The organism is Bacillus taeanensis (genome assembly GCF_003318295.1).
GTDB classification, from domain to species: Bacteria; Bacillota; Bacilli; order Bacillales; family UBA6769; genus Maribacillus; species Maribacillus taeanensis.
The window spans coordinates 39,199-63,753 of the sequence record NZ_QOCW01000028.1 but is presented as its reverse complement, the minus strand read 5'-3'; the positions used below and the strand labels follow the sequence as shown (position 1 = coordinate 63,753).

Below are 24,555 nucleotides of genomic sequence, written 5' to 3'. Positions count from 1 at the left end.
TGTACTACATGGTATTGGATTTCATGCGCTGCAAACATTAATCTTGCCAGCTTGGTTTTTAGAGAAAACTCCGGTACAAAACCGCTTCAAAAAAAGACTGCTCCATTCAGGCAGTATCGCTTGGATGCTTATGATTTTACTTATAGGGATTCAAACTGGACTAAGCAGACCTGTATTTGAGCTAACGATATTACCTATCCTGGGTAGCTGTTTATTATTCGTTTGGCTTGGAACCGTAATCATTACATTGGTGCTTTTTATCAAACAAAGAAGAGACGACTCCTTACCAATAGATCAACCATCCTTTGTAGAAAAAAGAGATAAAAATATATATCACTGAATTTCATAAAAAAATGATTGTTCATATCCCTGATTTCGTTCCGCTATTTGTGACAAAAGTAGTGTTATTAGGATGTTCGCGGACATCTGTTCCTCTATTCATCAATAAGGAAGCCGATTTTCAGTAAATAACGCACTCAATGTCCGCGAAAATATTAAACAAATATAATCAGCATTACTTTTTCTATTTCGTTAAAGGTTGACGGGGAATATTGGAGTATGTATGAAATGGGTATATTAGATCATGAATGGAAAGAACACGTTGAATAGGAGGTAATAAATGAAGGGATTTGATAACTTGCTGAACATAAAAACACTCAACGATACTGATAGATTCATAGGTGGCAAGATCATATTTACGAACAGCGCTCGGCACTGTTCAGAAAATAAAAGTTTTGAATCAACTTCAGAGCGAAGAGGACGGGTTTCCTGCCCAAAATAATACTTGGGACAAGTTGCCTGTCCCCCTAGCTTTTATTATTGGCCTTGCATATGGCGCAAATGCCTTAACATTTGCTGCTGTGCGTCAATCTTTTCCTTTAAAAGAAGCCGGCATTGTTTCCGGGTTTGCCAATACTGGCGGATTTCTAAGTGCCGTGCTGCTGCCGAGTATTTTTGGGAAAGTATTGGATCATTTTCAGGATGTTTCGGGCAGTATAAGTGCTGGATATTACTATGGTTTCATTACTTCAGTTATCTTCTCCATGGTTGGCTTAGTTGGAGTGATTCTTCTAAAGGAAAAACGTCAGCTGAAGAAAGCTGAAACCAGTATCGGTCTTTCTCATAAATAGTGTCGGTAAATGACTGTAATCCAGCTAATTCCTATATTAAGTTTTTACAGATGCCATACTTCAAGAAGGAAGTATGGCTGTTTTTATCAGGTGATGAATACTAGGGAAAAATCATGAATGGCTTATACGACATAGTGAAAATGAGCTGAGTTTTTGTAATATTATGGAGTACTTCCAGCAGCTCCTTTTCTTATTCTAGTAACGATGGAGGTTTGTTTAATAAAAAAAATAACAAAAATGCCTAAAATTAAGCTTAAGGTGGGAAGATAATGATTAATGTTGTATTGTACTTTGTTCAACTCAGATTGTAGATCCATAATCTTTAGCATTATTCTCTAGGGGTACTTGTTGTTTATTAGGAAAACCTATAGAAAGGAGAGAAGTAGATGGAGTCAATATGGTTAGAGTATGCTTGGACATTATTAATTCTAATTGGATTGGAAGGATTATTATCGGCTGATAATGCCCTTGTACTAGCGATTATAGCCAAGCATTTACCCGAAGAACAGAAAAAAAGAGCTATAAATTACGGAATCATTATGGCCTTCGCTTTCAGATTTGCTGCACTTTTTGCAATTTCTTTTATTGCGAATGTTTGGCAGATACAGGCAATCGGAGCGGCTTATCTTCTTTACCTAGGATTAAAGCATGTCATTAAGGCACGGTTCGGGAGAGAAAATAAGAATATTCATAAGGACGATGAAAAGGAAGCCGCTGGTAAAGGTTTCTGGCCCACAGTAGGGAAGATTGCATTAGCTGATCTCGCTTTTGCAATTGATTCGATCTTAGCTGCAGTGGCTCTTGCTCTTGGGCTTCCAGATTCACCGCTAGAAAATTTCGGTGGTATGGATGGAGGGCAGTTTATTGTTGTTCTTCTTGGAGGTATTGCTGGTCTTCTCTTGATTAAAGTTGCAGCAACTTGGTTTGTGCAGCTTCTTGAAAAACGTCCAGCATTGGAAACAACAGCCTATGCAATTGTTGCCTGGGTCGGTGTCAAACTGGCTGTAATTACCCTTGCCCATGAGGATATTGGTGTCTTAGATCATCATTTCCCACACAGCACCGTTTGGACTCTGATCTTCTATGGAGTGTTAATTGGTATTGCCCTACTCGGCTGGTTTGCACCTGGCGATAAGTCAATACAAAGAGATGAACCTAACAGTTAATCATAAGCTTAGTTATCACAGAGCCATAAGGCTGGAAATTGGTATTTGGCTGAATTGCTCTATTTGGATTTTTAGCAATGATGATAATCTCATTAGTCATTTCACCTGCTAAAGCGGATAGACCAGTTCCATTCATGCAGCAGTTTGGATTTCTAAAGGATCGAAAAGTAGCGATTGGTTTATAATGAATTAATTAATGTAATGATTGATCGTTTTGGTTTGGATGCTGATAGTAAAAGAATCGATAAAGAACATTTTTTATTAATTACTTAGTAGCGCCTATTGATTTAAAGGAAAAGAAGGTGTCACCTGCATTTGAGTTGGTAAAAATGAGCACGGACGACGGTAGTGAAGCTATTGAGCGTAAAAAGATTGGGAAAATAACAGTAAAGAAAGTATACTAAAAGGAGTTTTGAGAAGTCGCCATCATTATAAAGCAGAAAAACGCAAGGTCAATCGCACCTTGCGTTTACTGTTGATTCATCTTATGTGCATATTTAAATTAGCATTTATAATCCTCATATGAACCCGTTTCTCTTTGGCTTCCCACACTTATGACATCTCGAACATGATTATATCCTTAGGTGGCTTCTTACTGCCTGATAATGAGGGATAAAATTTGTCTTTCCACTCACTTCTTTGGTTAATTCTACTTAAGGTAAGTTGGGAATCCAATTATTTATTTTCTCAATAAATTGTTCTCTATCATTGGTACATGTTAAGTCAGTCTCTAAGCAGTCACTGCTATTTTGGGGACTAAAATCAAAACTGGAAAAAATAGCTAAAGTCAAAACGACAACAAGAGCTATTATTTTAATGTTTTTATCCAATTGATTCCCTTCTGCTGTTCTATTAATTAAACAAACCAAACATTTAATGGAACTAAACGTCCTCTTAGATTCTTATCTCGACTGTTAATCTAAAAAATTATAAAATTAACTTTTTAATGCTCGAGTAAAAATGAGCTTTTTCTTATCAAGTCCTCGTATTGATTGGAAATTCACTAAAATTGTGCCTGTAATAATGGTTAAAGCCCCTAATGCTGTCAACCAAGAAATAGCTTCTTCATAAAAAATGACTCCTAATAGTAAAGCGATAATTGGTGAAATAAATAGCCATGTAGATGGAAAGACAGGATTTGTTCGTACGACAAGCCAATAATAAAGACTGTGTCCTATCATTGAACCGAAAACGATTAAATAAACAAGAGATCCGATTGAGGCTGGGTTCATATTGATGTCAAACTGTCCTCTTTCCGTAACGAATGATAAGACGATTAATAATATCCCGCCATACATCATTTGAACTGCATTTAGTGCAATTGGGGATGTATTTTGAAACCTGTTCATCACTTGTTTCGTATAAATCGTCCCTGCTGCGTAAAATACTTCACCAATGATAATCACCAAACAACCATAGAGCCAAAATGAACTCGTTTTTATTGTCAGACTAGGAAAAAGTAAAAACGACACACCAATCATCCCTATAAAACAGCCAATAAATGAGAGTCGATTTCCTTTTTGTTTTAAAAAAATACTTTGAATGATTAATATCATCATTGGTCCTGTAGAAGATAAGACCGCTGCCACCCCTGATGTTACATATTGCTCTGCCCAGTACAATGTGGAAAATGTTCCAAAGGTTAAACAGCCTCCAGTTAAAAGCATCTCTTTTTGAATCAATAATCTTTTTGTAGTTTTCTTATTGCAGACCATGATCGTAAAAAGAATCAAACCTGACACAAAGAAGCGAAAGCCTGCCGATAAAAATGGCGGCAAACCTGAATCCACCCCTATTTTAATGGCTAGAAATGTTGTGCCAAAAATAAAACACATAAACAAAAAGCTAACAACCACCATCAGAACTCCTCCTTTTTTTACATCATAAAAGGAGATGAGTAGAACAGTTTATAAGAAATAGACCAGTTTACTAGGCACTGTGATAAAATAAATCCATACTTTGAGGGGGGAATGTGCGTGGGGAAAATCGCTAAAAATGAAGACTTTCTTTTTAACCAGGTGTATGATTATGTGCTAAATCGAATAGAGTGCAAAGAATGGAATGAGCATGATAAACTTCCCTCCATTAGACAATTAGCACTGGAATTAAATATAAATCGATTAACTGTATTAAAGGCATATCAACTGCTGAAAAAACATAACAAAATTTATGTAAAAGATAAAGTGGGCTATTTTGTTCAATCGAAGGAAACGGTGCCACCTGAATACAGCGACCATTCAATTGTTTCAGCCTATGTGCAAAAAAGTTCTTTATCTGAAATACACCAATCACAGGTTGATTATAACTTTTCTCAGGCATTAATCGACCCTAATCTATTACCGAACCATTACCTTTCAGATTATGTAAAGAAAGTATTTGACCTTTATCCAAAGATTCTGGCAACTTACTCCAATGTGCAGGGAGATAAGGAGCTTCGCGATGCACTTGCTCACTATTTTATTAAACGGTATAAAACCGTCCTTGATGCAGATAATCTATTAATCCTATCAGGTTCACAACAAGGCATTCATCTTATTGCACAAACCTTTATTAAGCCAAGAGACACCGTTTTGTTTGAAAGACCAAGTTATAGTGCTGCGATTGATATTTTTAGAGCGAGAGGAGCAAAAATTTTAACAGTCGACATTACCCCGGATGGATACGATCTAGACGAGGTTGAACAATACATGAAACGATATAAGCCACGATTGTTTTATCTTAATCCTACCTTTCACAATCCTACCGGTTATACAGTGCCAGCTGCACAACGAAAAGAGTTAGTGCGCCTAGCGGAACAGTATCGCTGTCTTTTGCTTGAGGACGATGCCTATCATGATATTTATTTTGAAAAGAAGCCGCCAGCTCCGATTTACACATTTGATACGTCTGGAACCGTTATTTATCTCCGGAGCTTTTGTAAATACATCTCTCCAGGTTTAAGAGTGGCTGCAATGATTTGTCAATCATCGATCATGAAATCACTCATTTCCGTTAAAGCTTTAACGGATAACGGCTCACCACTTTTAAATCAAAAGATTTTTCTTCATTACTTTTCATCGCCTAGATTGCAGCAGCATATAGATAAGCTGCGAATTGCGCTTCAGGTTCGAAAAGAAATCATGGAGGAAGAATTGAATCACACAAATTGGCAGTGGAACAGCCCTGATGGAGGACTAAATTTATGGGTACAGCTCCCTAACGATCAATCAACGGAAGTATTATTAACTAAATCGATGGCATATTCCATATCGTTTGTCCCTGGTCCAGTCTGTGATCCTCTAAAAACATTATCATCGTGGATGAGACTAAGCTACTCCTATACGAATGAAAACCAACTGCGTGAGGGATTAAAAAAATTGATTCATGCAGCGAAATAGCAGTCAAAACTTAGCATATATAAGTATTTTGGAGTTAATTAAGAGAGGAGTAATCATATGAATTTCAATATAAAGGAAGCAGTTGAGATTCTAGAGCGCACCCCACAAACATTGGAGGTCTTTTTATCTGGTTTATCCGACGGTTGGCTGAAATGCAATGAAGGCGAAGGAACTTGGAATGCTTCTGAAGTGATTGATCATCTTATTGATGGGGAGAAAACTAATTGGATCCCAAGGTTAGAAATGATTCTTCGAGAAGGTGAAAATAAACCATTCCCTCCATTTGATCGTTATTCTCATTTAAATGAGAACTCTGAAAGATCGCTTGAACAAAAGCTGCATGATTTTAAAACAATTAGAACATCAAATATAACGAAACTTAAAGATCTTATTGAACCCGAATTACATCTTGAATTAACAGGTATACACCCTGCATTCGGTGTCGTGAAGTTAAGAGAATTGCTTTCTACATGGGTTGTCCATGATCTAACACACACTGTTCAAATCGTACGGGTAATGGCTAAGAGATACATGGTGGACGTTGGGCCTTGGAAAGAATATTTAAGTATATTGAGAAAATAATGATAACATAAGAAAAAAAGATAGATTCCACTTAGAAAAATCCCTTTTTATTCTATAATAAAGTAGTCGATGCAGATTAATAACTTGCTGCATCGACTACTTTGTTTCTATAGCTATTATTAAAGGGTTTTGCTTTTACTTTACGTTTTAAAATTTGAAGATCAACACCAAGTGGATAATCTTTCACATCCGATAATAAGCTTAAACCATGATCAAAAAGAAACAGAAGGTTATTCGTATGACGATCTTCATTTAGAATAAATGCATCAAATGCGAGCATTTGTGCAATTTTATCCGAAACATCTAATCCTGTAAACTGGTGGGCTTTTTCCATAATAGCATTAAACTTATCGGCTGTAGAGCAGCGGGTATTAGTTAAAATTTCATCCGTTGTTTCAAAATTTGCTTCAAATAAGCGTTCAAGTGTTACTTCCTGCAAATGACCACGAAAATCGATGGAATAACAGCCTTCTACAACCGTTCCATCGTGCTTTTCAATTAAACAAGGTACATAAGGAACAAAAGAAGTTTTTGGTAAAGTGGAGCTATCTAAAACAAGAGAAGCAGCATATTCTGCCATGTTTTCATAGCCGCGAGTATTTTCCTTCAACCACTTATTTCCTACGAGCCATTTTGATTGATCACCTTTACTTGAAGTGCTAATAATCGCTTCAGCATCTTGGGGGATTTGAATTTTTTTCATGTACGCACCTCTTTTCAAAAATGCTGAACTTTATTTATAAATTCTTCATTTAAAGAATTAATTCCTGTTGTAAATTAATGATGGTTTATCAACTATAACGTTAACTTAGCAATGCGTACCAGCCAGCACAATAAGAACAATATCTAGTCTTCTTATTATAGCAAACATAAGTTTTCTTTTCTAAATATAATTCGAAGAGCCAAGTTGCCTGTCCCTCAGGATTTTTTGTTTATAAAAATACCATTCAGGACCGATTTCCGTTAAAATAAACATTGCGATTTCACAATAGTTTTTCACAAATTATAAATGTCCAAATGTACTTGTGTTTGATAATAAGTTATTAAGCATGATATAAGTGTAAAAGAAGTGGAACATTTTTCTTTATATTTTTTGACCGAGAGTTTGAAGTTGTATTCATAGTGAGAGGATTTGAGTTTGAAATGAAAGATAATTTTTGGCGTGATTTACCACGACCATTTTTTGTACTTGCACCAATGGAAGATGTGACAGATGTTGTTTTTCGTCACGTAGTAAGTAAAGCAGGTAGACCGGATGTATTTTTCACAGAGTTTACAAACTCGGATAGCTATTGTCATCCAGAGGGCATGAAAAGTGTGCGCGGCCGTTTGATTTTTACAGAAGATGAACAGCCAATGGTGGCACATATTTGGGGAGATAAGCCCGAATATTTCCGGCAAATGAGCATTGGCATGGCAGAGTTAGGATTTAAAGGCATCGATATTAATATGGGCTGCCCTGTACCGAATGTGGCATCAAGAGGGAAAGGTAGTGGTCTAATTCTGCGTCCAGACGTTGCGGCAGAACTTATTCAAGCAGCAAAAGCGGGCGGACTGCCTGTCAGCGTGAAAACACGCCTTGGCTATAACGATGTAAATGAGTGGGAGGAGTGGCTAACGCATATTTTAAAACAGGATATTGCGAACCTTTCCATTCATTTGCGTACAAGAAAGGAAATGAGCCAAGTAGATGCGCATTGGGAGTTAATTCCGGAAATCAAAAAATTACGTGACCGTATCGCACCAAATACGCTGCTAACAATTAATGGAGATATTCCTGACCGTCAAACTGGGCTGCAGCTTGCAGAACAATATGGTATTGATGGCGTTATGATCGGACGAGGTATTTTTAAAAATCCTTTTTCTTTTGAAAAAGAGCCAAAAGAGCATAGCAGTAAAGAATACCTTGATCTTTTAAGACTGCAGCTTGATCTTCAAGACCAATATGCGGAAGCACTGCCACGTTCAATCACCGGGCTTCATCGCTTTTTTAAAATTTATGTCAAAGGATTCCGTGGAGCTGGTGCATTAAGAAATCAATTGATGAACACGAAATCAACAGATGAAGTGCGTGCATTGCTTGATAACTTTGAAAAAGAGGTTGATGGGACGGGGACAGTGAAATGATGTAACTCTCAAAAAGTTAGAGAAAAAATGAATCACATCAACTAAAGGGTGCTTGAATTCAATAAGGGGTTACCGACGACTCCAGCTCCTTTTGCTTATTCAAGTAAATTGGCAGTTTACTTCAAAATATTGTTAGAAAAACAGCTGTATATAAAGCTACTAACATCTTTAATAGGCGATGTGATTTTTAGCGGGTACTTTAAGCTTCTTGGTCCACTTATAAGAAGTATTCTCGGAACGGATGTTTGGTCTGAAGTTCCTAATTGTGCTGTTGAATATATGTTTTATCAGTAACTTAATTATTGTTTTTTTATCTGGCTAACAGATTACAAATTGTTATTAATGAACATGTGTTAAATGAAAGAATTATTCAAAGAATGTGGAAAATAAAACTACCATGGAATTGATTGGAATTGATATGCTCTATTTCTAACAACATCATGAATTTTGTAATCCCGGTGTTGGAGTGATATCTTACTGTTTCAAAACTATATTAAAAATTAAAAGCTGCTGCAAAAACAAAGCGAATCTTTATCCAAGTAAGATAGAATATTTCGCAGAATAGGGCAATAAGAAAAACACATCTTTTATAAGAAAGGTGTGTTTTTTAATTTCAGTTTTGACACACATATTAGATATTGCTAATATGTTAGTAACAAAACATATTCGGAAAATCTAATATGATGGAGGTTAATATATTGCTTGAAAAAATCGATATGGATACGAAAGTAAAGCTATTACAAGGGTTTGCACATAAAATACGCATTCAAATTCTGGAGTGTATTAAAGAAGAAGAAAAAACGGTCTCCCAAATTGTCGATGAATTAAACGGCAATCAATCAAACATATCGCAGCACTTAGCATGTTTAAAAGGCTGCGGGTTAATTGTAGGAAGACAGGAAGGGAAATATATTTTTTATAGTTTAAGTAATCAACGAGTTCGAGATTTGTTAACGATGTTTGATGTTGTGTTGGAAGAAGTTCAAAATGACGTTGCTTGTTGTAAAAATCATATCGTTTAGGAGGGGGAATAAATGGCAGACCCATGCTGCAGTTCTAATGAAAGAGAACCCATTAAAGTGAAAGAAAAAACAAGTTGTTGTAGTAATAATTCGAACATTGAAGATTTTTCTAAAGGTGAGTATTCTAAGAACTGCTGCAGCAGCCAAGTATCTGTTGATGAGAATGAAGGAAATAGTATATCTTGCTGCAGTAATGAAGGTGTTGAAAATAAATCAAATGAAAGCAAAAATGCTGCTGCAAAAGGTGAAATAGTTGAATATCGAATAGATGGAATGGATTGCGGTAGTTGTGCTAAAAGTATTGAAAACCACTTAAATACAATCCCAACAGTTCAAAGGGTCAGTGTGAATTTTTCAACAGGAAAAATGAAAGTTGAACACGAGAACAGTGTGGAAGATATTATCTCTGAAGTTTCTAAAATCGGTTTTAAAGCGTCATTGCTCTCAAAGAATAGTCATTCTTCTGAATCAAGAAAGAACAGAGAAGGAAATGGAATCATTCTATCTTCGGGCATGTTAATTGCACTAGGTTTTATTAGTTCTTTTACAGAAGTTTCATCTTTACTTACAACACTAATGTATGCAATAGCAATTGTTATTAGCGGTTATAAGCCCGTAAAAAGCGCCTATTTCTCTATAAAAAGTCGTTCATTAGATATGAATGTGCTAATGTCAGCTGCCGCTATTGGTGCTGCCTTAATTGGTGAATGGTTAGAAGGGGCCACAGTAGTTTGGTTGTTTACTTTAGGAACCACTCTTCAAAATATGTCTATTGAGAAAACGAGAAATTCAATTCGAAATCTTATGAATTTAGCTCCATCAGAGGCTTGGATTAAAGTAGACTCTCAATTGATTAAAAAACCTGTTGAAGAAGTGTCTGTTGGTGAAGTTTTAATCGTAAAGCCAGGAGATAAAATCCCATTAGACGGTGAGATTGTAAAAGGTGAATCTAGTATTAATCAAGCGCCGATTACAGGAGAATCGATTCCAGTCGATAAAGAATTTGGAGATCCGGTATATGCAGGAACAATCAATGAAAGTGGTTCTCTTGAAATAAAAGTTACGAAGTTAGTTGAAGATACAACAATAGCTAAAATCATTCACTTAGTTGAGGAAGCACAAGAACAGAAAGCTCCTACCCAAGCGTTTATTGATAAGTTTGCCAGCATTTATACGCCTATCGTGTTTGTTTTAGCATTAGTTGTAATCGTGATGCCACCACTATTTGGCTTTGGTACTTGGGGAGAATGGGTTTATAAAGGACTTGCATTATTAGTTGTTGCTTGCCCTTGTGCATTAGTTATTTCTACACCTGTTGCTATTGTTTCTGCTATCGGAAACGCTGCAAAGAATGGTGTCTTAATAAAAGGGGGTACGTTCTTAGAAAGGGCTGGGGCTATCAATGCGATTGCATTTGATAAAACAGGGACCTTAACAGAAGGAAAGCCAAAAGTTTTTGAAGTTGATGCGTTAGCTGCGTCAGAAGACGACTTAATTTCTACAGCACTAACATTAGAAAATTATTCTACACACCCGATAGCAAAAACAATTGTTGACTATGCGAAAAGCAAGGGAGTTCAGGCTAAAAACGGTGAATTTTTTAAAAGTATCGTCGGTAAAGGTGTTCAAGCAATAATCGATGGAGAAATTTATTATGCCGGTAATCTAAAACTATTTGAAGAAATGAATAGTTCTTTAAGTGATGTTAAGGCCAAAGTAGATAACATACAAAGTCAAGGAAAAACCGTAGTGATCATCGGTACACAACAAGAAATCATGGGTATTATTTCTGTTGCTGATGCGATTCGAACAACTACCGTACACGCATTGAATGGGTTGAAGCAAGTCGGAGTTAGCCAAGTTGTCATGTTAACGGGTGATAATGAAGGTACAGCGAAAATGATTTCAAAAGAAGCAAGTGTTAGTCGTTATTTTGCTGAACTATTACCAGAAGATAAAGTAGATGCGATCAAGCAATTACAAAACGAAGGTTATAAAGTAGCAATGGTTGGGGATGGCATTAACGATGCTCCTGCACTTGCGACAGCTGATTTAGGAATTGCGATGGGTGGAGCAGGAACAGATACAGCAATGGAAACGGCAGATATCGTTTTAATGGCTGATAACCTTGAAAAACTGCCGCACACGATTAAGCTAAGCAGAAAAGCACTTACGATCATCAAACAAAACATTTGGTTCTCATTAATCGTTAAATTCGCAGCACTAGCCTTAATCTTTCCAGGTTGGCTTACACTTTGGTTAGCCGTTTTAAGTGATACAGGAGCTGCGATCATCGTCATTTTAAATGCGCTGCGCCTTTTAAAAGTTAAATAGCTAAATACGTGAGAAGTTATTGCTTGAATGGACCTATAACTCAAACGCAATTGAAGGAAATACATTAACAATTAATGAAACAAAAGTGATTCTAGATGGGATAACCGTTGGCGGTAAAACAATGCGGGAACATTTAGAGGTTATTAATCATCGTGATGCGATTGGGTATGTAGAAGAAATTGTGCAAAAATCGGAGCCTTTATCTGAATGGCAAATTAAAAATTTACACCGAATTGTATTAAAGGGTATTGATGACGAGTATGCAGGTTTTTATCGCGATAAAATTGGTATGAACAAGAAACACAGCAGCTGCATTCTGTTACCCGTGCAGCGATGTTACATGCAATTTTTGTTGGAATTCATCCTTTCATAGACGGTAACGGACGCAACTCGCGTTTATTACTGAATTTAGAATTGCTGAAAGATGGATTTCCGCTAATTGTCATTAAAGCAGCAAATCGACTAGCTTATTATGAATCATTAGATAAAGCCCATACACAAAAAGATTATGATGACTTTATTAAGTTAGTCGCAATGGAAGTGGAAGATTCATTGGATCTCTATTTAAGCACATTGAATTAAGGAGCTTTATTTAAAAGATGTTTTCAAAATAACGTTTGTTCGGGTGACTGGAACTTATATAAACATAGCAAATCGTTCGTTAGTAAACTTAAAAAGAGCTGTCCTCATGAATTGTTTTTTCTAATTTGAGGACAGCTTTTTTTAGTCATATTCTTTGCTGCATACATTCTTCGGATCTACTCAAGATTTGCATGTCTGCCATACATTTTCGTAGTATTTAATCCCTTTTTCTCCATAAATCTTAAGATAACTGCATCGTAAAACAGCAGCAGTGTTTGCTCAAATAATGAGCCCATTGGCTGGATCGTTTTATAGTTACCTTCAGACTGATCTTTTGGTGATCCAGGCAGTTTAATCGTAAAATCTGCGAGTTTTCCTATCGTAGATTCTGGTGAGAGTGTAACGACTGCAATCTTACCGCCAATGCTTTTTGCTTTTTCAGCTAAGGAAACTAAGCTTTTTGTTTCACCAGATCCTGATCCGATGATGAGAATATCACCTTTTTCAAAGTTTGGTGTAACCGTTTCACCTATTACATACGCATCAATTCCCATATGCATCATTCGCATTGCAAATGATTTAGCCATAAATCCAGACCTGCCGGCACCAGCTGCAAAGACCTTGTTAGATTCAAGAATTTCATGAACAAGTTTTTCGGCTTCTTCATCAGCGATTAAGTCGAGTGAATAACGTAACTCTTTTATGATTTCTTCTAAATAGTGGATTGTATTCATTGCTGCACGAACACTGCCTCATTAATCATTTCTTTCATTTCTTTTGCTGCAGCATGTTTATCTTCTTGTCCAGTAATACCGCCGCCGACAATGACAAGGTCTGGCTGAACTTTAACCACTTCTGGCAGTGTTTCTAATTTAATGCCGCCTGCGATTGCTGTTTTCGCATCCTTTACAACACTTTTAATTGTTTGTAAATCTTCAAACGAGTTTTTTCCAACTGCTTGAAGATCGTAGCCAGTATGCACACAAATATAGTCTACTCCCAGTGCGTCAACTTCTTTTGCGCGTTCTGCAAGGTCTTTGACAGCAATCATATCAACGAGGATCTTTTTGCCTTGTTTTTTTGCTTCTTCAACCGCGCCTTTAATTGACATATCTTCAGCTGTGCCAAGGATTGTCACAATATCAGCACCTGCTTCAGAAGCTTTCATGACTTCATAGCCAGCAGCGTCCATAATTTTAAGATCTGCTAAAACTTTTAAATGAGGGAATGCTTCTTTTACAGCTTTTACGGCATGGAGACCTTCATTGATCACAACCGGTGTACCGATTTCTACGATGTCGATGTGCTCCTCAACTTCTTTTACTAATTCGAGTGCCTCTGGGATATTTACTAAGTCTAACGCTAATTGTAATTCCATTTTATACTTCACTCCTCATGTTTTTTTCTGCTTTATTATGCAGTGTCTATTTCTTGCAGCAATTGCTGTAGTTGTAAGTATAATTTGTAATATGAAACTTAGGAAGTACGCACTTTATTTTTACATAGTGTTAAAAAGTATACTATATGATAAACTATGGAGACGGAGGTGAAACAAATGTCACGATTTGACGACAAAATGTTTAACTGTGAAAAAGAATTAACCCTTTCTGTTATTGGCGGTAAATGGAAAATGATTATTTTATGGCATTTAGGTAAAGAGGGAACGAAACGATTTAGTGAGTTAAAAGCACTCATACCGGGCATTACTCAAAGAATGCTTGTGAACCAATTACGGGAACTCGAAGAAGACCGTATTGTTCATCGCGAAGTTTATCCGGTCGTTCCGCCAAAAGTAGAATATTCATTAACAGAGCATGGAGAAAGTCTCATGCCGATCCTTGACTCGATGTATCAATGGGGAAAAAATTATATGGAAAATGTAATCGGGGGCTCTGAAGAAGAAAGCTCCTCTTTATAAAAAAATACTTAGGTACTTAAAAAAGGTGAGACATCGAAGTGATGTCTCACCTTTTAAATAGAATCATTGCATTGAATAAGTCAACGAGAACTGCTTGTCAAAATAGAGCTAAAGTGAAAGAGAGACTTTTATTTCCCTTAGTGTTTTTTAAGTAACCTAGTAACTAAAAAGTGAGTACTTGTTAATCAGCTTAATGTATTTAATAATAGCATTACAGTTTATTAAAAAAATATATATTGAACAGTGAACAATGTTGATCATCGTTTGCTAGTTTATCATAGAAAGTAGGGGTTTGAATGAAGCTAAGAGTATCAGCCGTACAATATCACCTTCATACAATTCGTTCTTTTGATGAATTCGCACGGCAGGTTGAGCATTACGTAAAAACAGCCGAGGAATTTTCATCTGATTTTATTTTATTTCCAGAGTTTTTCACCACTCAATTAATGTCTATTGAAAACGAGTTTGGTGAGGCCTTAACAATCGAACAATTACCGAATTTTACAGAACAATACCGTTCTTTATTTATGACGCTTGCGATTAAAGCAAAGATGCACATTATTGCTGGTACTCATGTAATTAATAAGGGCGGCAAGTTATATAATGTAGCACATATGTTTTATCCTGATGGAAGAGTTGTCGAACAAGCTAAGCTTCACATTACGCCAACAGAAGTGGATGAATGGAATATGAAGGCTGGGGATGGGCTGCAGGTTTTTGAAACGGAAAAAGGCACGCTTGCGATGTTAACTTGCTATGACATCGAGTTTCCGGAAATTGTTCGAATGGCAAAAGCAAAAGGAGCCGATGTGATTTTCTGTCCTTCCTGCACAGATGATCGCCATGGTTTTCACCGCGTTCGGTATACAAGTCATGCAAGAGCGATTGAAAACCAGGTGTATGTTGTAACAACAGGTACAGTAGGATCGCTTCAAACCGTTGATTTTATGCGCGGAAACTTTGGACAGGCAGCAGTTATTACGCCAAACGATGTGCCATTTCCGCCAAAAGGGATTTTAGCAGAAGGGGAAATCAATCAAGATATGATTGTAACCGCGGACCTTGATTTAGAACTTCTCTACCAAGTGCGGAAACATGGTTCTGTGACGACTTGGCGTGATCGACGAACAGATCTTTATCCAGATTGGGAAAATACAAAAACAGAAACTCTCGTATAAGGGGGCCGCGTAATGTATCGTAAGGAGTTTTATGTATTCAAAGATGAAAAGCCTATTCCAGCCGTTATTCGCAACTATGAATCTAAGGATTTTCCAAGCTTAATTCGTATTCAAGAGGAAAGCTTTCCACCGCCATTTCCTTCTGAATTATGGTGGAATACGAAACAGCTTTCAAATCACGTAAACCTCTTTCCAGAAGGTGCATTATGTCTGGAAGTGAATGGAGAAATTGCGGCTTCGATGACAGGTTTAATGATCGATTATGATCCTAATCATCCAGACCATTCTTGGGAAGAGATTACAGATAACGGTTATATTACGAACCATAATCCAAATGGAAATACATTGTACGTTGTCGATATCGGCGTACGTCCTGCATACCGAAAATATGGGTTAGGGAAGTGGCTCATGCAGTCCATGTATGAGGTGGTCGTTCATTTAGGATTGAAACGCTTACTCGGTGGAGGAAGAATGCCTGGTTATCATAAAGAAGCAGATGAAATGACTGCCGATCAATATTTGGATGAAGTGGTAAAAGGGAATAAAAAAGATCCAGTTATTACTTTTTTACTCAGGTGCGGTCGTACACCTGTGAAAGCGGCAGCTGACTACCTAGACGATGAGGAATCATGCAATTACGCGGCACTTATGGAATGGAAAAACCCTTACTTTACAACAAATAAAGACCAGAAGACAAATAAATAAAGGTGGAGTTTCGTCGAATAACAAATATCGCAGATCCTTTATCTATCTAAATGAATGTGCGAGCCATACTTTAAGAAAAAGTATGGCTCTTTTTATTGCTTTAACAACGTTCAGTCAGAAACATTATAACGATATACCAGAAGAAATAGCCAGTCCCATCACAAACCTCGCACATAGAAGACAGAAACAATTTCGCTTTCCAATTGGAAAAGGAACAAAACCGATATCACTTCTGCTATTATTGAGATTTTTCATAAAAGTCGGCAAAACTACGGAACTCGAAAGATTAAGCAGGAATTACAACAGCTTAGGAAGACAGTGTCCAGACGTAGAATTTGCCGAATCATGAAAGCGCAGGGGCTTGTTTCTTCCTACACCGTCGCTCAATTTAAACCACATTCAAATGGAAGTAATGAGTCCGAACAAACGAATGAATTAAATCGAGATTTTTAATAAAGATAAAACATTCGCAGCTGTTGTCAGTGATTTAACGTATGTGAGAGTCAATAAAAAGTGGCATTACATATGTGTATTTGTCGATCTCTTTAATCGAGAAATTATTGGCTACAGCGCTGGACCAAACAGAGATGCGTTATTGGTTTATCGTGCCTTTGCGTCCGTAAAAACAGATCTTCGCAACATCCAGATCTTCCATACAGATCGAGGAAATGAGTTTAAAAACAAGCTCATCGATGAAGCATTAGAGACATTAGCATCCAATGATCATTAAGTATGAAGGGCTGTCCATACGATAACGCAGTGGCAGAAGCTGTTTTTAAAATTATTAAGACTGAATTTGTCAAAGGGCGTCATTTTGATAGCTTGGAAGAATTGACTAGAGAATTACATGATTATGTTCACTACTATTATTATAATCACTATATAGGTCATCATGAATGGTTTTATCCACAATATAATGACTACAATAAGTATGTTTCACGTCAACAAACATATATTGCATTACAAGCAGTAAATGGGAAATATGTAGCCGCTGAAGGCGGTGGAGGAAGAGAATTAGTGGCTAATCGTGATAGGATTGGTCCGTGGGAAAAATTTATTATTCATTATGTATCGCCACCACCTGTTGAACCTCCACCGCATGAAAACAAATTACTGCTTAAAGAAGATATCTCTCTTTTTTTATTTGAGTATTTAGGAATCGGATTTAATTGTCATGTAAAAATAGAAGTATGGACAAATGAAATTAAAATATCGTCTTATATTAATGAGCATAGGGTTGGCTATGACTCGATTAAGATGGAAGGTCATAACACAGTAGTTATTCAAAAAAGTGTATCAGGTTTAAAACCAAAATTTGTTTTTTCAAGACATGGTAAAAGGTTAGATGCAAGGGTGGAAGTAAAGGTTGGAGGTAGAATTATTGCAAAATGGGGTCCAGAAACAATTGCTAAGTGGTAATTTTTAATTGTTTAAGTTACAGTCACTTGTTGAATTGGATAAGTGACTGGCAGAGCACCTGAGCCTAGGTTGCAACATATAGCGATTGGGATTCCCGCCTAGTAAGAATTAGCTATTCGTTCATAGCGAGTCTTGGGGGACAAGGGATAACTCTTGTCTTTAAGCGTAGACAGTGAGGTAATGGTCCGTAAGCCATACGAACAGTCAAAGTATTCGACTTCAAGAAAAACGGCCATAGCTGCAACTGCACCTTCTTTTAGGATCTTAAAACATTTAAAAATTAAAAGCCACTACAAAGACACAACGAATCATTTATCCAAGGACTATAGAATATTTCGCAGAATAGTGCAATAAGAGAAACACATCTTTTATAAGAAAGGTGTGTTTTTTGATATAAGTTTTGATATATATTAGATATTTCTAATATGTTGTTAATAAAACGTATTAGAAGAATCTAATATAACGGAGGTTAATATATTGCTGAAAAAAATCGATATGGATACTTATTGGAAGACAGGAAGGGAAATATATTTTTTATAGTTTAAGTAATCAACGAGTTCGAGATTCGTTAACGATGTTTGATCTTGTGCTGGAAGAAGTGCAAAATGACGTTGCTTGTTGTAAAAATCATATCGTTATTATGAAAGGTCTTGATTAGTACCAGTCACTTATCGAGTTTGACAAGTGGCTGGCATTTACATAAGCGATAAACCGCTGATTATAAGCCATCTTGCAGCCATTTTATCAAATATCTTCCCTGTAATAGATGATAGAATGCTGGTAATGAGCATTCCAGAAAAAACGGATACGTATAAACACCGAATTATTGTAAAATGTAATTGGAACTATATTTCATAGTCTTTTTTTGTCAATAATAGAGCTGTTATTCCGATTCTCCACAACTAACAATTGCAGATATTTCTTGGTTTGTTATATTAAAAGTCGCATTATTTACGATTATTTCTTCTATTTGCACTATATAAGTGAATGATTTATTACTACGATCATCTAAACAATCACAAAAGTTAAGCACTAGTGGCTCAATTGATTTAATATTCTGTACTACAGTAGGAAAAATCTCTGATGCTTTATAAGTCCATTTTTCTAGTACTTTTATTTTTCCTGTATGATTAGACTTGCGAACAAGTCTATACACTATACTTAGTGATGGATTTAAACCAAAAATCTCAAACTCTAAAATTTGCGAGTAATTAAATAGAACACATGGCATTTCTATATTTCTTGGATTTACTTTTACTGCAGCCAAATTTATAGGTGGATCATTATTCATTAACTTCTTTGGTAAATTGACTTTAAATACTTTGCCGCAATTTAAAAAAGGTATTGTTTGCATGAGTGATTCTCCTTCCTAAAATACTTTTTAAGTGAGCTTATCTGAACTGGAAAAAACTTGGGCAGTCATACTTTTTTGAGTGATGTTGTAGGAAGAGTTGTCTGATAACTTCGCCTTAATCAATTCGATTGTGTAAGTACAACAACGATCATTGTCAGTATTTAAACAATCACAAAAGTTAAATACGAGAGGTTCTTTAATATTCGTATTATTTACAAATGCCCTTCTGAACGGCCATTCTTGGAGAACTTCTGTATTCGAGTGATCAGTACACATTCTCACCAATCTAAATACTAAGTCATTGAACCGTTCTTCTTTCAAAATGGAAGTGATAAAACAAGAAAAGTTAATTAAAATACATGGTTTACTTATTTTTTCTGTATTAATGGTTAATTGAGTTAGTACGACAGGTGGATCTTCTTTACTCAGTTGAAGAGGTAAGACCGGATTAAATACTTTGCCGCATTTCACAAAAGGTACAACACGTTTATTATATTCGAGCCTCTTTGCACTTGAACTTTTTTTATGTCCTTGATTAATATACAGTTGAGGTTTAGAAGTAGATTCTCGTTTCTTCACATTGGCCACCTCCTATTGTTTATATGGACTTCTTTTCGACTTTTTAATGTGCTCAGGTGCTTCACGAATAACTGTAGCTGTAATACTTTTATTCGTAATATTGTAGCTCCTCACACTATTCGTTTCAATTTGAACGATTTCCAGTTTATAGGTTAAGTTTTCACTAACATTAAAATCTAAACAATCACAGAAGTTAAGAACTGTAGGTTGATTCGTATCCACATTAGCAATTTCTAGTACCTCAGAAGCTTCAAATTCAAATTCCCATTCCTGTAAAATTTGTGCATCCTTAATTTTCCGCTGTTCTCTGACAAGTCGGTAAAGGATTTTTATTTTTGGGTTAAGTCCTAACAATGAAACATTGATAAATTCAGAGAATTTAACAAGGACACATGGTCTTGCGATACGTTTTGTATTTACATGAACTTCTGCTAATAAAATAGGAGGTTCACTTGGATCTAACTGAGTTGGTAAGTCGGGGTTGAACACTTTACCACACTTCACAAATGGTAAATCACTTTTTTTATCCATTTTTCAACTCCTTCTTCCTATTATTTTTCTTATTGTATGTCTTCAAGCGTTCCTATTAATAAGAGAGCTTACATCGATCGTTTGGTACATTGTATGCAGTTAGTATTGGGTCTGTTTAGAGATTTATTGCTTTTTTAATTAAGTTCATATGAGACCTATGAGTTGAATGAAGAACAAGAAAAAAACTGTGTTGAGTGTTGTATGTAATGCACTCTAGCGCAGTCTTATTATTTATATTCGTAAATCTTGGTCTTCCAAACTACAATTCCCATGATCACTGTCCTAAGCAAGAGGATACATAAAGCAATTAATTAAATACATTAAAAAATGGGTTAAAATACTTCAAAGGCAATAAATTTCAAGTATTTTAGCTCGTGACTGTCACTATTCGTTATTAAACATAAAAAAGCTGACCTCATGAATCAGTTATTCTGATTTGAGGCTAGCCTTTTTAAATCTTATTAATTTTTATTGATTAACTAATAACTCATTTATTTTAGAAGTTACATTGTTTACAACGCCTGTATTCACTTGACCAAATTTTTAAATTGCAATTTGCTTAGACAGTGTATATATTTTATCTGCTCGAATTGCTGAAGTTAATTTGAGATTTCCCTTTACTAAATCTTTTGATTCAACAACCACCGAATAATCAAGGTCTTTTAATTGAGAAGTAATTGCTGCAACAAGGAGGTCTTCTGTTGTTTTATTGTAGCTATTATTGAAAATGATTAAAACCGGACGCTGTTTTCTTTGGGATAAGTCACTAAATGGCACAGGTATTAAAACAATGTCTCCTTGTTCATACATCATTTCAAACCTCATCATCGATGTCATTATCCCAAAAATCAAGACTGCTTTCGCTTGCTTTTGTTAAATCCTGAGACAACTTTCTCTCTTTCTTAGCTTTTAGAAATTCAGCAAAATCTAAAATCTTAATTACTTCATTTTCAGGTATTTCATCAATAATTTTAAGGAGTCGTTCTTTAGCTGTATTCATGTTTTCACCTGCTTCCATGAATAATTTCTTCCATTATATCACTATAAACTTTCCTTGCGAATAACTGTGTATTCTTGTTTGTTGTTATGATTTCGGAAACTTATAAAAAAATGAGAATTGTTATGTATTACTCGAATATAAACTGCCGTCTACTGAAAAAAGAATTGATTTTATGATTGCCGGACGAGATGCTAGAGGGAAGAAGAATGCGATGATTATAGAGCTGAAGCAGTGGCAGAAGGCAAAAACTTGTGAAGGAGATGGAATTGTTCGAACCTTTTTAGGAAAACGAGAACGGGAAACAGTTCATCCTTCTTATCAGGCATCGTTTTATGCATCACTAATTAAAGATTAATTCTACAGGAAAGGTATCCTTTTTTGTTGTCTTTTACTAGATTTTATTGGTTAATCAACACTCGTCAATGGAATATTCTATTTCTTTTTTATTGTAAAAAGGCATAATTATTAAGAATGGATGTATCCTGAAACTTTTTTATAAAGGAGGGTAGAGCGTAGTGAACGAAAGAACAAGAATTCAACTAAGCCGCTATCAAGGTGCGAATTTTTCCAGTGCTGCTAATGATCAGCTTCCAATTTCATTCGAGGAATGGAAAGAGAGGGCACGCCTCATTTTAGCAAAAGCACCATTTGACTATATAGAAGGAGGAGCAGGTTCAGAAGATACGATAGCAGCAAATGAAAAGGCATTTAAATGTTGGCGTATTCGACCTCGAATGATGATTGATGTGTCACATCGAAACTTATCCGTTTCGATGTTTAACCATACCTTCCCAAGTCCTATTCTTCTAGCTCCAATTGGCGCCCAATCTATTTTCCATGTACAAGCAGAATTAGCCTCTGCTAAAGCGGCAGCTTCCACTAAGACACCATTCATTGTTAGCTATGTTTCCTCCTATACTATAGAAGAAATCGCAGCGGAAATGGGGGATGCTGTACGTTGGTTTCAGCTCTATATAGGAAGAGACTGGGATGTAACAGCTAGTTTGCTTCATAGAGCTGAAAAGGCCGGTTATTCAGCAATCGTCGTTACGGTAGATTTACCATTGTATGGGTGGCGGGAAAGAGATTACCGTAATGCTTATTTTCCTTACTCGCAAGGAATAGGACTGAGTAATTATACTTCAGACCCTGTTTTTATGTTTAAACTTTCCAAGATTCCGGGCGGTAACCCTCAAGACATGATTGCTTTATTTTTTAGAAACCTTCTTAATCCTAGTTTAACGTGGAAAGATCTTGCTTCTTTAAGAAAGTTAACAAATCTCCCCATCCTACTTAAAGGAATTCTTCATCCGGAAGATGCTAAATTAGCTTTGAATTACGGTGCAGATGGAATCATTGTATCGAACCATGGCGGGAGACAAGTAGATGGGGCGGTTGCAGCACTCGATGCATTGCCGGAAATATATCATGCTGTTCAAGGGCAAGTACCTGTCCTTATGGATAGCGGCATCCGCCGAGGAGCGGATGTCATAAAGGCGCTGTCACTTGGAGCAGCGGCTGTTCTAATCGGTCGTCCTTATGTTTATGGATTAGCTGCAGCCGGAGAAAAAGGGGTAAGAAGAGTAATAAAAAACTTAATTTCTGATCTTGATCTAACAATGGCTAACATAGGAAAAAGGACCACTAGAGAACTTCATCAGTATGACCTTGTAAAACAATAAAACACAAGCAACTTCATTCTATAAAAATAGGTGGGGGTTTTATGATTTGAACGAGTTAAACTATAAAGAAACAGCTTTATTTGAACACCGCTTTTGGTTACAGGTTTTAGGTGATCATGCTCGTTTTATCTTCGAATCTTTATCTCGTAAAGCGATTAAAGAAACTAAATTATCTTTTCAATTTATTAAAACATTCGATCAATTACTACATTACGCACGTCAAGATTTGGCAAGTACAGAGCTTATGGAATTAAACAAACAAGCAAATCATTACGCTTCAGAAATTCGTTTATTTAAACTTGAACTAATTCGCCAGCATCTTACAGGAATGATATATCTTCCTCCTACATTTCTGAATCATATGGTTAATGAGGTAGAAGAGTATTCACGAATTCTTTTATTTTTAATAGAGGAAAAAACACCTCCCGCTCTTCATTCTATACACCATCACCTCTTATGGATGTCAGATGCCTCTGTTCATGCGAGCGCCATTGTACGCACTCTTGATCCAATAGAAAAAAGTGTCATTCAAAAAAGTGAATCATTTACAAAACATTTTGATAATTTTTATCTGAAAGCGATTGAATTAGCTGGATATATGCGCTCCAATCTTGCAAGTTTTCCTGTCTTGGATCGTTTTAATCATGAAGTGAAACTGGAAATGCTGTTATTTAAGGAGTTTCTCGATGAATTGGAGGAGTTAGGAATGACTTCTCAATTGCTTGGCAATCTTTCTCCATTAATTGTCGATCATATGGCGAGAGAGGGATGCTATTATTTAATGAAATTAGCACAAGTCTCAAACGTAAAAACAATCATATGTGATCCAACCCGTCCGCGACCTGAAAAATAGGTTAATTTTATAATGATAGAAATCATAAAAGTCCACTCTAATCTGCTTGATTGGGTTAAAGGGAGCCTATATATAATATAGCTAAATAAAAACTAAACTCTTTACAACAATAAAGCACCAGGTGCATACAAATATCTTAATTAAAACATAAATGAAAGGTTAGTGATCAATGGTGCTAAATGTTTTTAGTACCTGGCATAGATCTGAAGCAAGGTCAAGTTATGTTGCTTTAGGTGATTCGATCGCTTGGGGGCTAGGAGCTGCCCAAAACCGTGGGTATGTGGATTTGTTTTACAAGTTTCTTGTAAAAATGATTGATAAAAAGTTTATTCTTCATAATCTAGCTGTTCCGCGCTTTTCAACCTCGTCACTTTATTCTCAATTGCGTATCGATCCTAACACGAAACATAAAGTAAAAGAAGCTAAACTTATTACAATTAGTATCGGTGGAAACAATCTGCTTTCTGCGGCTGGTGACAATTTTAGCATTATTGATGAAAGATGTGCAGCATTAGGTGTTTTATCTTTTCAACATGATTGGCCTAAAATACTTTATGAAATTCGAAAGCGTCTTAAATCTAAAGCAAGTATATATGTGATGACGCTTTATAATCCATATAGAGGAAGTGATCCGAACTTTACGAAGGCTGATTCGTTTATTCAAGAAATTAATCGCATTATTCTTAATTCAGCTTATATAAAAAAGTATAAGTATGAAGTAGTGGATGTGTATTCTTATTTTAAAGGAAAAATGAACGAGAATTGGAAGGTTTGTAAGTGGACTCACTTTTGTGAAAAGGAACGCGACCCTCATCCAACAGATGATGGACATTCTCAAATCTATATGCTTCACAAAGGTAAGCTTTTATAGATTCAGTAAATGTTTAAATTAATAATATGATCCAAAAATTAAGCGTGATGAGCTTCATAAAAAGGTTGCTTTTTTATGAATGAATTCAATCATTATCTTTACATGTATAAGCAAAGGAGTTTGACTCAAAAGGTTATTGCTGCCT

General features: G+C 36.0%; 23 protein-coding genes and 4 pseudogenes. 17 read left to right on the top strand and 10 right to left on the bottom strand.

Features of this window, described 5'->3' with window-relative positions; genetic code table 11:
• From DS031_RS23975 to DS031_RS19735, 3 genes and pseudogenes are all read left to right on the top strand, one after another.
• A pseudogene (locus DS031_RS23975) lies at positions 1–340 on the top strand (hypothetical protein); the annotation flags it as partial.
• A gap of 460 nt (positions 341–800) precedes the next feature.
• Positions 801–1,130: pseudogene (locus DS031_RS19740) on the top strand (MFS transporter); the annotation flags it as partial.
• Positions 1,131–1,516: 386 nt separating this feature from the next.
• Positions 1,517–2,296 carry a TerC family protein gene (locus DS031_RS19735; protein ID WP_113807897.1) on the top strand — a complete coding sequence of 260 codons (780 nt, stop codon included), beginning with the start codon at positions 1,517–1,519 and terminating at the stop codon, positions 2,294–2,296.
• A gap of 653 nt (positions 2,297–2,949) precedes the next feature.
• Here DS031_RS19735 and DS031_RS23895 read toward each other — a convergent pair.
• Together DS031_RS23895 and DS031_RS19730 are read right to left on the bottom strand one after the other, a co-directional pair.
• The gene (locus DS031_RS23895; protein ID WP_181833263.1) at positions 2,950–3,126 is read right to left on the bottom strand and encodes a hypothetical protein; all 177 of its coding nucleotides are present in this window, start codon (positions 3,124–3,126) and stop codon (positions 2,950–2,952) included.
• 105 nt (positions 3,127–3,231) lie between these two features.
• Positions 3,232–4,155 carry a DMT family transporter gene (locus tag DS031_RS19730; RefSeq protein WP_113807895.1) on the bottom strand — a complete coding sequence of 308 codons (924 nt, stop codon included), beginning with the start codon at positions 4,153–4,155 and terminating at the stop codon, positions 3,232–3,234.
• A 111-nt stretch (positions 4,156–4,266) separates the two neighbouring features.
• Here DS031_RS19730 and DS031_RS19725 point away from each other — a divergent pair, with 111 nt between their 5' ends.
• Both DS031_RS19725 and DS031_RS19720 read left to right on the top strand, forming a co-directional pair.
• On the top strand, positions 4,267–5,673 hold the full coding sequence (locus DS031_RS19725; RefSeq protein WP_181833262.1) for an aminotransferase-like domain-containing protein: 1,407 nt from the start codon (positions 4,267–4,269) through the stop codon (positions 5,671–5,673).
• Between the two features lie 57 nt (positions 5,674–5,730).
• Positions 5,731–6,255, top strand: coding sequence for a DinB family protein (locus DS031_RS19720; protein ID WP_113807890.1), 525 nt, complete (start codon positions 5,731–5,733; stop codon positions 6,253–6,255).
• A gap of 76 nt (positions 6,256–6,331) precedes the next feature.
• Here DS031_RS19720 and DS031_RS19715 read toward each other — a convergent pair whose 3' ends face one another.
• Positions 6,332–6,958: a hypothetical protein gene (locus DS031_RS19715; protein ID WP_181833261.1), complete on the bottom strand. Its 627-nt coding sequence runs from the start codon at positions 6,956–6,958 to the stop codon at positions 6,332–6,334.
• 440 nt (positions 6,959–7,398) lie between these two features.
• Here DS031_RS19715 and DS031_RS19710 point away from each other — a divergent pair, with 440 nt between their 5' ends.
• The 4 genes and pseudogenes from DS031_RS19710 to DS031_RS24595 form a co-directional block, all read left to right on the top strand.
• Positions 7,399–8,382, top strand: a complete 984-nt coding sequence (locus DS031_RS19710; protein WP_113807888.1) for a tRNA dihydrouridine synthase — start codon at positions 7,399–7,401, stop codon at positions 8,380–8,382.
• A gap of 716 nt (positions 8,383–9,098) precedes the next feature.
• Positions 9,099–9,404: an ArsR/SmtB family transcription factor gene (locus DS031_RS19705; RefSeq protein WP_245947573.1), complete on the top strand. Its 306-nt coding sequence runs from the start codon at positions 9,099–9,101 to the stop codon at positions 9,402–9,404.
• Positions 9,405–9,416: 12 nt separating this feature from the next.
• Positions 9,417–11,738 carry a heavy metal translocating P-type ATPase gene (locus tag DS031_RS19700; protein WP_113807886.1) on the top strand — a complete coding sequence of 774 codons (2,322 nt, stop codon included), beginning with the start codon at positions 9,417–9,419 and terminating at the stop codon, positions 11,736–11,738.
• A gap of 4 nt (positions 11,739–11,742) precedes the next feature.
• A pseudogene (locus tag DS031_RS24595) lies at positions 11,743–12,320 on the top strand (Fic family protein); the annotation flags it as partial.
• Between the two features lie 176 nt (positions 12,321–12,496).
• Here DS031_RS24595 and hxlB read toward each other — a convergent pair.
• Both hxlB and hxlA read right to left on the bottom strand, forming a co-directional pair.
• The gene (gene hxlB, locus DS031_RS19690) at positions 12,497–13,054 is read right to left on the bottom strand and encodes a 6-phospho-3-hexuloisomerase (RefSeq protein WP_113807885.1); all 558 of its coding nucleotides are present in this window, start codon (positions 13,052–13,054) and stop codon (positions 12,497–12,499) included.
• Entirely contained in the window at positions 13,051–13,698 is a 648-nt protein-coding gene (gene hxlA / locus DS031_RS19685; RefSeq protein WP_113807883.1) for a 3-hexulose-6-phosphate synthase, read from the bottom strand. The genes hxlB and hxlA overlap by 4 nt, the downstream gene beginning before the upstream one ends.
• Before the next feature lie 177 nt (positions 13,699–13,875).
• Between hxlA and DS031_RS19680 the strand changes: the two genes are divergently transcribed.
• From DS031_RS19680 to DS031_RS24300, 4 genes and pseudogenes are all read left to right on the top strand, one after another.
• Positions 13,876–14,238 carry a winged helix-turn-helix transcriptional regulator gene (locus DS031_RS19680; protein WP_113807881.1) on the top strand — a complete coding sequence of 121 codons (363 nt, stop codon included), beginning with the start codon at positions 13,876–13,878 and terminating at the stop codon, positions 14,236–14,238.
• A gap of 296 nt (positions 14,239–14,534) precedes the next feature.
• Positions 14,535–15,416 (top strand): carbon-nitrogen hydrolase family protein, encoded by an 882-nt coding sequence (locus tag DS031_RS19675; protein ID WP_113807879.1) that lies wholly within the window; start codon positions 14,535–14,537, stop codon positions 15,414–15,416.
• 12 nt (positions 15,417–15,428) lie between these two features.
• Positions 15,429–16,121 (top strand): GNAT family N-acetyltransferase, encoded by a 693-nt coding sequence (locus tag DS031_RS19670; protein WP_113807877.1) that lies wholly within the window; start codon positions 15,429–15,431, stop codon positions 16,119–16,121.
• Between the two features lie 207 nt (positions 16,122–16,328).
• A pseudogene (locus tag DS031_RS24300) lies at positions 16,329–17,000 on the top strand (IS3 family transposase); the annotation flags it as partial.
• A 1,423-nt stretch (positions 17,001–18,423) separates the two neighbouring features.
• On the opposite strand, the gene DS031_RS19650 reads toward DS031_RS24300, so the two are convergent.
• The 5 genes from DS031_RS19650 to DS031_RS19630 form a co-directional block, all read right to left on the bottom strand.
• Positions 18,424–18,894: a DUF4489 domain-containing protein gene (locus DS031_RS19650; protein ID WP_113807869.1), complete on the bottom strand. Its 471-nt coding sequence runs from the start codon at positions 18,892–18,894 to the stop codon at positions 18,424–18,426.
• Between the two features lie 27 nt (positions 18,895–18,921).
• Positions 18,922–19,473 carry a DUF4489 domain-containing protein gene (locus tag DS031_RS19645; protein ID WP_181833259.1) on the bottom strand — a complete coding sequence of 184 codons (552 nt, stop codon included), beginning with the start codon at positions 19,471–19,473 and terminating at the stop codon, positions 18,922–18,924.
• Positions 19,474–19,485: 12 nt separating this feature from the next.
• A complete protein-coding gene (locus DS031_RS19640; protein ID WP_113807865.1) occupies positions 19,486–20,004 on the bottom strand; it encodes a DUF4489 domain-containing protein in 519 nt (172 codons plus the stop codon).
• A gap of 543 nt (positions 20,005–20,547) precedes the next feature.
• Entirely contained in the window at positions 20,548–20,832 is a 285-nt protein-coding gene (locus tag DS031_RS19635) for a type II toxin-antitoxin system PemK/MazF family toxin (RefSeq protein ID WP_245947566.1), read from the bottom strand.
• The gene (locus DS031_RS19630) at positions 20,819–21,022 is read right to left on the bottom strand and encodes a DUF2281 domain-containing protein (RefSeq protein ID WP_342767268.1); all 204 of its coding nucleotides are present in this window, start codon (positions 21,020–21,022) and stop codon (positions 20,819–20,821) included. Before DS031_RS19630 ends, DS031_RS19635 begins: the two co-directional genes overlap by 14 nt.
• A 154-nt stretch (positions 21,023–21,176) precedes the next feature.
• On the opposite strand from DS031_RS19630, the gene DS031_RS19625 reads away from it, so the two are divergent.
• The 4 genes from DS031_RS19625 (at position 21,177) to DS031_RS19610 (ending at position 24,410) form a co-directional block, all read left to right on the top strand.
• On the top strand, positions 21,177–21,359 hold the full coding sequence (locus DS031_RS19625) for a hypothetical protein (RefSeq protein WP_245947564.1): 183 nt from the start codon (positions 21,177–21,179) through the stop codon (positions 21,357–21,359).
• Positions 21,360–21,519: 160 nt separating this feature from the next.
• Positions 21,520–22,686 (top strand): alpha-hydroxy-acid oxidizing protein, encoded by a 1,167-nt coding sequence (locus tag DS031_RS19620; protein ID WP_245947562.1) that lies wholly within the window; start codon positions 21,520–21,522, stop codon positions 22,684–22,686.
• A 46-nt stretch (positions 22,687–22,732) separates the two neighbouring features.
• A complete protein-coding gene (locus DS031_RS19615; protein ID WP_113807863.1) occupies positions 22,733–23,539 on the top strand; it encodes a DUF2935 domain-containing protein in 807 nt (268 codons plus the stop codon).
• Between the two features lie 169 nt (positions 23,540–23,708).
• Positions 23,709–24,410: a GDSL-type esterase/lipase family protein gene (locus DS031_RS19610; protein WP_113807861.1), complete on the top strand. Its 702-nt coding sequence runs from the start codon at positions 23,709–23,711 to the stop codon at positions 24,408–24,410.
• The last annotated feature ends 145 nt before the right edge of the window (positions 24,411–24,555 follow it).

Coding starts and splice junctions, on each gene's coding strand:
- DS031_RS19730 (WP_113807895.1), bottom strand. CDS start 4,155: ATGGTGGTTGTTAGCTTTTTGTTTATGTGTTTTATTTTTGGCACAACA.
- DS031_RS19630 (WP_342767268.1), bottom strand. CDS start 21,022: ATGGAAGCAGGTGAAAACATGAATACAGCTAAAGAACGACTCCTTAAA.
- DS031_RS19715 (WP_181833261.1), bottom strand. CDS start 6,958: ATGAAAAAAATTCAAATCCCCCAAGATGCTGAAGCGATTATTAGCACT.
- DS031_RS19680 (WP_113807881.1), top strand. CDS start 13,876: ATGTCACGATTTGACGACAAAATGTTTAACTGTGAAAAAGAATTAACC.
- DS031_RS19710 (WP_113807888.1), top strand. CDS start 7,399: ATGAAAGATAATTTTTGGCGTGATTTACCACGACCATTTTTTGTACTT.
- DS031_RS19705 (WP_245947573.1), top strand. CDS start 9,099: ATGGATACGAAAGTAAAGCTATTACAAGGGTTTGCACATAAAATACGC.
- hxlA (WP_113807883.1), bottom strand. CDS start 13,698: ATGGAATTACAATTAGCGTTAGACTTAGTAAATATCCCAGAGGCACTC.
- DS031_RS19700 (WP_113807886.1), top strand. CDS start 9,417: ATGGCAGACCCATGCTGCAGTTCTAATGAAAGAGAACCCATTAAAGTG.
- DS031_RS19670 (WP_113807877.1), top strand. CDS start 15,429: ATGTATCGTAAGGAGTTTTATGTATTCAAAGATGAAAAGCCTATTCCA.
- DS031_RS19725 (WP_181833262.1), top strand. CDS start 4,267: ATGTGCGTGGGGAAAATCGCTAAAAATGAAGACTTTCTTTTTAACCAG.
- DS031_RS19675 (WP_113807879.1), top strand. CDS start 14,535: ATGAAGCTAAGAGTATCAGCCGTACAATATCACCTTCATACAATTCGT.
- hxlB (WP_113807885.1), bottom strand. CDS start 13,054: ATGAATACAATCCACTATTTAGAAGAAATCATAAAAGAGTTACGTTAT.
- DS031_RS19635 (WP_245947566.1), bottom strand. CDS start 20,832: ATGATGAGGTTTGAAATGATGTATGAACAAGGAGACATTGTTTTAATA.
- DS031_RS19640 (WP_113807865.1), bottom strand. CDS start 20,004: ATGGATAAAAAAAGTGATTTACCATTTGTGAAGTGTGGTAAAGTGTTC.
- DS031_RS19650 (WP_113807869.1), bottom strand. CDS start 18,894: ATGCAAACAATACCTTTTTTAAATTGCGGCAAAGTATTTAAAGTCAAT.
- DS031_RS19610 (WP_113807861.1), top strand. CDS start 23,709: ATGGTGCTAAATGTTTTTAGTACCTGGCATAGATCTGAAGCAAGGTCA.
- DS031_RS19720 (WP_113807890.1), top strand. CDS start 5,731: ATGAATTTCAATATAAAGGAAGCAGTTGAGATTCTAGAGCGCACCCCA.
- DS031_RS19625 (WP_245947564.1), top strand. CDS start 21,177: ATGATTGCCGGACGAGATGCTAGAGGGAAGAAGAATGCGATGATTATA.
- DS031_RS19735 (WP_113807897.1), top strand. CDS start 1,517: ATGGAGTCAATATGGTTAGAGTATGCTTGGACATTATTAATTCTAATT.